The sequence below is a fragment of the Oleiphilus sp. HI0123 genome (assembly GCF_001635315.1).
Map to the genome: position 1 here is coordinate 1 of NZ_LWGE01000808.1, position 447 is coordinate 447.

Genomic DNA, 447 nt, shown 5'->3' on the forward strand with positions numbered 1-447 from the left:
CCTGGGAAAGGATTAAAAGGTATAAGGTTGATCTTACAGGGAATTCCACGCAAAATCTCGATCAATTGATCTGCATGAATCTTTCGATCATTCACTCCTGCAATTAGGGTATATTCGATGGTCGCTTTTCGTTTATCCGAAAGCTGATCCAGATAGCTTTTTAGCGATGAAAGCAGCATCTTAATCGGATACTTCTTGTTCACCGGCACCAGTTCGTTTCTAAGCTCATCGTTTGGTGCATGCAAGGATATTGCAATCGAGGCATCGGTAAATTCGCCCATTCGATCCATTGCTGGCACCACACCAGCAGTACTGATTGTCAGACGCTTCTTGGAAATGCTGTAAGCGAAATCATCCATCATGATGTCTACAGCATCCATGACATTGTCAAAATTTAACAGCGGCTCGCCCATACCCATAAACACAACATTTGTTACGGGACGATCT

General features: G+C 43.4%; 1 protein-coding gene. It reads right to left on the bottom strand.

What is annotated here, in order from left to right; genetic code table 11:
• Positions 1–447, bottom strand: a 447-nt coding sequence (locus tag A3761_RS07035) for a radical SAM protein (RefSeq protein WP_156491700.1), incomplete at both ends; no start/stop codon positions are given.